The 6,597-nt window shown below is 39.0% G+C and carries 8 protein-coding genes; all 8 read left to right on the forward strand.

Annotated elements, in window-relative coordinates; translation table 11 throughout:
- The first annotated feature begins 70 nt into the window (after nucleotides 1-70).
- The 8 genes from Q7P22_RS11400 to Q7P22_RS11435 all read left to right on the forward strand — a co-directional run bounded on the left by Q7P22_RS11400 (nucleotide 71) and on the right by Q7P22_RS11435 (nucleotide 6,477).
- On the forward strand, nucleotides 71-601 hold the full coding sequence (locus Q7P22_RS11400; protein ID WP_303864256.1) for a DDE-type integrase/transposase/recombinase: 531 nt from the start codon (nucleotides 71-73) through the stop codon (nucleotides 599-601).
- A 417-nt stretch (nucleotides 602-1,018) separates the two neighbouring features.
- A complete protein-coding gene (locus tag Q7P22_RS11405; protein ID WP_303864258.1) occupies nucleotides 1,019-1,729 on the forward strand; it encodes a triose-phosphate isomerase in 711 nt (236 codons plus the stop codon).
- Between the two features lie 48 nt (nucleotides 1,730-1,777).
- A complete protein-coding gene (locus tag Q7P22_RS11410; RefSeq protein WP_303864260.1) occupies nucleotides 1,778-2,161 on the forward strand; it encodes a PTS sugar transporter subunit IIB in 384 nt (127 codons plus the stop codon).
- A gap of 151 nt (nucleotides 2,162-2,312) precedes the next feature.
- Nucleotides 2,313-3,722 carry a PTS galactitol transporter subunit IIC gene (locus tag Q7P22_RS11415; protein ID WP_303864263.1) on the forward strand — a complete coding sequence of 470 codons (1,410 nt, stop codon included), beginning with the start codon at nucleotides 2,313-2,315 and terminating at the stop codon, nucleotides 3,720-3,722.
- 89 nt (nucleotides 3,723-3,811) lie between these two features.
- On the forward strand, nucleotides 3,812-4,360 hold the full coding sequence (locus tag Q7P22_RS11420; RefSeq protein WP_303864265.1) for a hypothetical protein: 549 nt from the start codon (nucleotides 3,812-3,814) through the stop codon (nucleotides 4,358-4,360).
- A 43-nt stretch (nucleotides 4,361-4,403) separates the two neighbouring features.
- Entirely contained in the window at nucleotides 4,404-5,072 is a 669-nt protein-coding gene (locus tag Q7P22_RS11425) for a class II aldolase/adducin family protein (protein ID WP_303864267.1), read from the forward strand.
- A gap of 37 nt (nucleotides 5,073-5,109) precedes the next feature.
- A complete protein-coding gene (locus Q7P22_RS11430; protein ID WP_303864269.1) occupies nucleotides 5,110-5,991 on the forward strand; it encodes a class II fructose-bisphosphate aldolase in 882 nt (293 codons plus the stop codon).
- Nucleotides 5,992-6,000: 9 nt separating this feature from the next.
- Nucleotides 6,001-6,477: a PTS sugar transporter subunit IIA gene (locus Q7P22_RS11435; RefSeq protein ID WP_303864271.1), complete on the forward strand. Its 477-nt coding sequence runs from the start codon at nucleotides 6,001-6,003 to the stop codon at nucleotides 6,475-6,477.
- Nucleotides 6,478-6,597 lie beyond the last annotated feature (120 nt).

The raw sequence follows: 6,597 nt of genomic DNA on the forward strand, positions 1-6,597 counted from the left end.
AGAAAAGCTTGGCATCGCAGCCTAGGAAAGTACGGAAAAATGTCAGCATCCCCTGTCAGTAGGTTTCATATTGCCGGAAACAACTAAACACACGTATAGAGGAGAGTTCCGCGAAGCGCCCGGAAATCTGCTGAAGAGGAACTTCTTTGCCGATGCTCCCAACGAGAAATGGCTTACGGACACTACGGAGTTCAAGATTCCTGCGGGCAAGGTCTATCTGTCCTTTATAGTGGAGCGCTTCGATGGGATGGTCATAAGCTGGGTGATGTCCACCTCTCCTGATGCTGAGCTTGCAAACTCATCGCTTGATGCCGCAATAAAGACGCTGGGATCAGATGAGCATCCCATATATCACTCAGATCGCAGGTGTCATTATCGCTGGCCCGGGTGGATCAAGCGTTGCAATGCAAACGGCACAAGAAGGCCCCTATCGAAGAAGGGCTCATCACCAGACAACTCGGCATGCGAAGGCCTGCTCAAAAGGATGAAGGTCGAGATGTTCTTCGGAAGAAGTTGGGCAGGTTGGAGTATCGGAAATTTCATGGATATACTCGACTGCTACATCCACTGGTACAACGAGCAACGGATCAGGGTCTCATGAAAAGGCATGAGTCTGCTGGAACACAGGAGATCATTGGGATTGGCAGCAAGCATAGGGAGATATAGAAAAACGTCAGCATCCCCGTGCGGTCACCGTATCTTGACAAAACACATATGCTAGCGGCTTCCCGAAAGCGGCGTAGTCATGGAAGGGATACGATGTAGCAAGATTCAGATAAAGGCTTTCGTTAGCAGAAGCGATTTCGTGTCCACGTAGAACAGCCACTTTAGAGTACCCGTTCTAGTGGTATATAAAATACAGCCATTTACGGCAATATCTCTGCCGTTCATCATGTCTAAGCTGTCTTCACGTTTTCTGCACGGTATGCTAACACCAACTTGTTTAATTAAACCTGTACAAGTTCTTTGCTTTTTATTAAACAGGTAATAGTTTTTGTAGGGGAGAGGAGAAATGGAAATGGACAAGGTTAAGCTAGAAAGACCATTTTTTGTTGTTAATCCCAAGGCATATCTTTATGGTAGCGATCTTCAGAAACTTGCAAAAAAGACTGATGAACTTTGTAAGAAGTATAAATTTCAATGTTTATTTACGGCTCAATTAATCGACCTGCCTTGGGTTATTGAACATTGTCCACACTTGCTTCCATGTGCACAGTCTATGGAAAGCCTTGTACCTGGGCGGGGTATGGGTCATGTGCTGCCTGAGGCTCTTGCGGCTGCAGGTGTTAAAGCGACTTTTTTAAATCATGCAGAAAATCCAATGACAATACATGAACTTGCAGCTACAATTGCGCGTGCTAATGAAGTAGGAATCCTTACTTGTGTTTGCGCGGATTCTGTTGAAGAAGCTCAGGCCATAGCAGAGCTGCACCCAGATATTATGACTTGTGAACTTACGAGTTTAATTGGTACTGGTAAAATTGCAGGCAAGGAATATATGATGGCTTCAACTAGAGCTGTCAAAAAAATTTCACCCAAAACAAAAGTTTTACAGGCTGCAGGTATTCACTCAGGTCAAAATGTATTTAATGCCATCCTGTGGGGAGCTGATGCAACCGGAGGAACATCAGGTATTGTTACTGCAAAAGATCCTTTTGCAGTGTTAGATGAAATGTTTGCGGCTTTAGATCAAGCTCGCTCTGCGCTTTCGCAGAATGAAATATTTTAAATTCTATTAATTATAAAGTAAATTGATGATTATAGAAAGAAGGAAATAATGGGACTATTTAATAAAAAAAATAAAAAAGTGGAAGTAAAAACAAACTCTGTTGTTGCCAATAATCCAAAATTATCATCTCAAAAAACTAATAAGAAACAAAAAAAGATTTTACTATCTTGTGGTTCAGGCATTGTAACCTCAACGATTGCTCGTAAAAAAGTTGAAGAACTTCTTGATACGCATGGGTATAAAGGACAATACCTTATTACTCAAATACCCTTAGCATCTGCACCAGAAAAGTCTCGAGACTATGACTTTATTGTTGCGACATCTATTGCACCAAAAGAGCTTCACTGCGCATATGTAAATGGTACCCCATACCTTTCAGGGATAGGTGTTGAAAAGCCAAATGAAGAAATATTAAAATTGATGGATGAGTAAAATATATTTAATAATATTAACTAAAAATATAAAAATATAATTAAATATGCAAGAGATGAATATAGTTTTAACAAAAAGGAGGAGTAACAAGACTGAGGAAAGTGTACGCCATAATAATCTAATTTTTTAACTGTAGAAGGGAAGTAAAAAAATGGATGCTTTTCTTGGGTTCTTCGAGTTTATTCAAGGGCTAGGCGTCTCTGTTATGATGCCGATAGTACTTACAGTTTTTGGCTGCATTTTAGGTGCTGGCTTTGGTAAAAGTCTTCGTGCTGGTCTTACCGTTGGCGTAGGTTTTATTGGTTTAAACTTAGTAATTAATAGCTTGTTAGGCACCACTCTTTCTCCAGCAGTTCAATCAATGGTTGATCGTTTTGGCTTAAGTCTTAACGTAATTGATGTTGGTTGGCCTGCGGCTGCTGCTATTGCTATGGGTTCGACCGTTGGTTTAATTATTATTCCACTTGGGCTTGCTATAAATATAGTAATGTTACTTACTAATACTACCCAAACGGTTGATGTTGACATTTGGGATTATTGGCATTTTGCATTTACAGGTGCCCTAGTTGCTATTGTTACAAACAATTATATCTTTGGAATTATTGCAGCTATTCTTAATATGATGATTATTATGGTACTGGGAGATTATACTGCGCCCCTCGTTGAAGAATCGTTGCAAATGCCAGGAGTATCATTACCCCATGGTTTTACAGCTGCTTATGCGCCGATAGCGATGTTTTTTAATTGGATCTTTGATAAGATACCAGGTTTTCGTGATATTAATATAAATACAGATACGCTTCAGAAGAAATTTGGAGTTTTTGGCGAACCTATTATGGTGGGAACAATGATAGGTTTAGTAATTGGCATTCTGGCTGGCTACGATATTAGTGCAATTTTACAGCTTGCAGTTTCTCTTGGAGCAGTTTTAGTACTAATTCCACGCATGGCAGCTCTTCTTATGGAGGGGTTATTGCCCATTTCTGATGCGGCATCTAAATTTGTTGAAGGACGTTTTAAGAATCGTGGAAAGATTTACATTGGTCTTGATTCTGCTGTAGGAGTTGGTCATCCCGTAACACTTGCTATCTCTTTCGTGCTTGTTCCTCTGTGCATTTTTTTAGCTGTAATACTACCTGGTAATAAAGTTCTACCTTTTGCTGATCTAGCAGTAATTCCTTGGATGTTCGTTTTGATTACACCTGTGGTTCACAACAATGGATTTCGGGGAATAATAATAGGTATAATTGCTTTAACTGTAGGTCTTTATATAGCTACAGATTTGTCTCCTTTAATTACTAATGCAGCAGCTAATGTACAGTTCGATATGGGTGGAGCGACTGCGATTTCTTCAATTTGCGATGGGGCAAATCCGTTAACATGGGTGATAACAAGAAGCGCTGGATATCTTGGTGTTTTCGGTCTGCTTCTGATTGCAGTACTTGCATTTTCTATGGTTATTTGGAACCATAAGCGCATTGTCAAAGAGGCTGTTGAACTGCATGAGGCGGAAGCTGAATCTAGTAATACGTCTACGGCATCTTGTAGTGACGAAAAATAAATAGAGATATTAATTAATTATTATTCGGGGGTAAGTTTGATATGGGAATCCAGAGCTAGCAGAGTGCTAGCTCTGGATTGGAGGGAGCGATGAGTAAAACATATGTATATGAGCCTCCTTTCTTTAGTTTTGAGGTAACTTTTATAGGATTTTTTTGTGCAGTAATTTGCATTCTAAGTTTGATATTTAGTCTAATTGGTTTATATCTTTCTAAGGGTATTTGGATTATGGCAAGCATTGTCTCATTCTATCAAGTTTGGAATACATTTATATCGCACTCTAATCCAGAAAAAATAACTATCGATGAGAATGAGATTTCGTTCTATTGTTATAGAAAAACTACTAAATATAAATTTATTAATATTAATTCATTTAAATTAAGAGAGTTTCCTAGTTCCGGGAAAATATATTTACGTATAAATAATGCAACTATATTTCATGGACGGTATTGGGTACCTACAAAGATGTTTAATGATAGTGAAGAATTGTTTCGCACTTTACAGAATATCGAATATCAAATTCATCCGGATACTCTTAAGGCGCGCGCTCGTCGAGTAAATGAGGAGTATATCGAGCATGCTGATGAGATAAAAGCACTGCGAAATAAAAAACGGAAGCAAAAAATTAATAAAAATTAATATTTATACTAAAAAGTAACTAATAGGAGAAGAAGGTTTATAGATGTATGAACTTGAGCGTAAGCAAGTACTTAACACAGCTTTAAAGTTAGATCAATATGGGCTTATAGCGCTTATGGGTGGGAATGTAAGCTGGCGAGTAAGCGAGAAGTATGTACTAATTACACCATCTGGAATGGTATATGACCAAATGGTAGCTACTGATGTGCTCGTAATTGATATGGAAGGTAATGTGGTTGAAGGTGAGCGTAAGCCTTCTGTTGATACTAAAGCACTTCTTTATATTATGAAGCATAAACCATCTGCTAAAGCTGTAATCCATACCCACCAGCCTTATGCTACAGGACTTGGTCTTGTGATGGATAAAATTCCTTGTAACCTTTCTACATTGGCTAATTCTGCTGAAGGCTCAGTAAATGTTGCTCCATATGGAGATCCGGGGAGTTTATCGATGGGCATTCAGGCTGTTGGAGCAATTGGTGACAGGCTTTCTGTTGTACTTAAGCATCATGGTGTGATTGGTATTGGAAAGGATTTACAACAAGCTCTTGTTTCTGTTGTCTATTTAGAAGAAGCGGCTAAAACTATATCTGTAGCACTTTCTACAGGTAAACCAATGGCAGAAATGACGCCTAAACAAATACAGACAGCGGTTGATGTATTCCGATACCATTACGGCCAGAGTAATGGATATATGAACAAAAAGGATTGAACTTAGTGTATATAGTGCGCGTTTGGGGAGGTCTCAAATGTTAGTTAATTTGCGTGATATTTGTGCAATAGCAGAACAAAATAACATGGCTATTCCGCAGTTTAATACTCCAAGCCTTGAAGCGGTGCGGGCTGCTATCGATGCTGCTGAACAGACAGGCTATCCTGTAATAATCGCACATGCAGAAGGTCATGAACCGATTGTGCCACTAAGTGTTATTGGGCCTATAATGATTACGTTGGCTGAGCGTTCTTCAGCATTAGTTTGTGTCCATCTAGATCACTGTGAACATCTTTCTTATATGCGTCGAGCTCTAGAACTGGGCTTTACTGGTGCAATGTTTGATGGTTCTATGCTGCCATACAACGATAATATCTCTAATTCTTCTCGTGCAGCTGAAATGGTTACAGGTTTTAATTGTGGCCTAGAATGTGAGCTTGGCTCTATGGGTACACGAGAAAATGGATCTGGTCATGTGAATGATCATATTTCAGAAACTATATATACTGATCCTAAACAAGCCGTAGATTTTATTAAATCTACAGGGCTGGATATTTTAGCCTGTTCTTTTGGTACTGTTCACGGGATATATAAAGGAAAACCTAATTTAAATTTTGATATATTACGCAAAATACGAGATGAAATAGAGACTCCTCTTGTAATGCATGGAGGCTCTGGTGTTTCAGATGATGACTATCAGAGAGCGGTCAATGCTGGTATTCGTAAAGTTAATTATTTTACTTATGGCGTAAAGTATGCTGGAGAAGCAGCTGCAAAAGCAATTGAGCACCTTAGGATTGAAGATGCAAACTCGGAAATTTATTGGCAAGACCTTACCATACCTGCATATAGGTGTATGCTAAAAGATTTTAAACACGTCATCAAGGTTCTCGCAAATGGTGCTAGTCCACTAGCATAGGGGAAAATCATGATGGATCTCTCTCTTTTTGACTCAAAACTTGTTTTTTTTGATAATAAAGCAAAGAATTCAAGTGAATTATTTGATGAATTGAATCGCTACCTCTATCCAGAAGGATATGTACGTGATAGTTGGCTCATGGCTATTAAAAAGCGAGAGGATACTTATCCTACGGGCTTAGAAAGCCCTGATATTTCTTTTGCTATACCTCATGTAGAGCCAGAACATATTGTAAAACCTTATATTGCTGTTATTAAGCCTGCAGAGCCCATAACTTTTCAACCAATGGGTGGTGTAGTTAATCATCCTGTTGAAGCTCGTTTAATAATCAATCTTGGTCTCATTGAACATGATGAGGAACAAGTAGCTACCTTGCAAGCATTAATGGGTCTTTTTATGGATAACGATGCCGTTAATGATATTCTTTCCCAAGAAACTGGAGAAGGCATAGTTTCTGCGATTAAAATGCACCTTACGGAACAATAAAATGCTTATATAATTCCATTATATATGAGCTAATCTCTGGGCTACAATAGGCGGGCTGTGATACCACGTGGCAGGAGACTTCCTATGGCAGACAAGCCGTCTTTCTTTATAACAACACCC

Source organism: Alkalibaculum bacchi, from assembly GCF_937875145.1.
GTDB lineage: Bacteria > Bacillota > Clostridia > Eubacteriales > Alkalibacteraceae > Alkalibaculum > Alkalibaculum bacchi_A.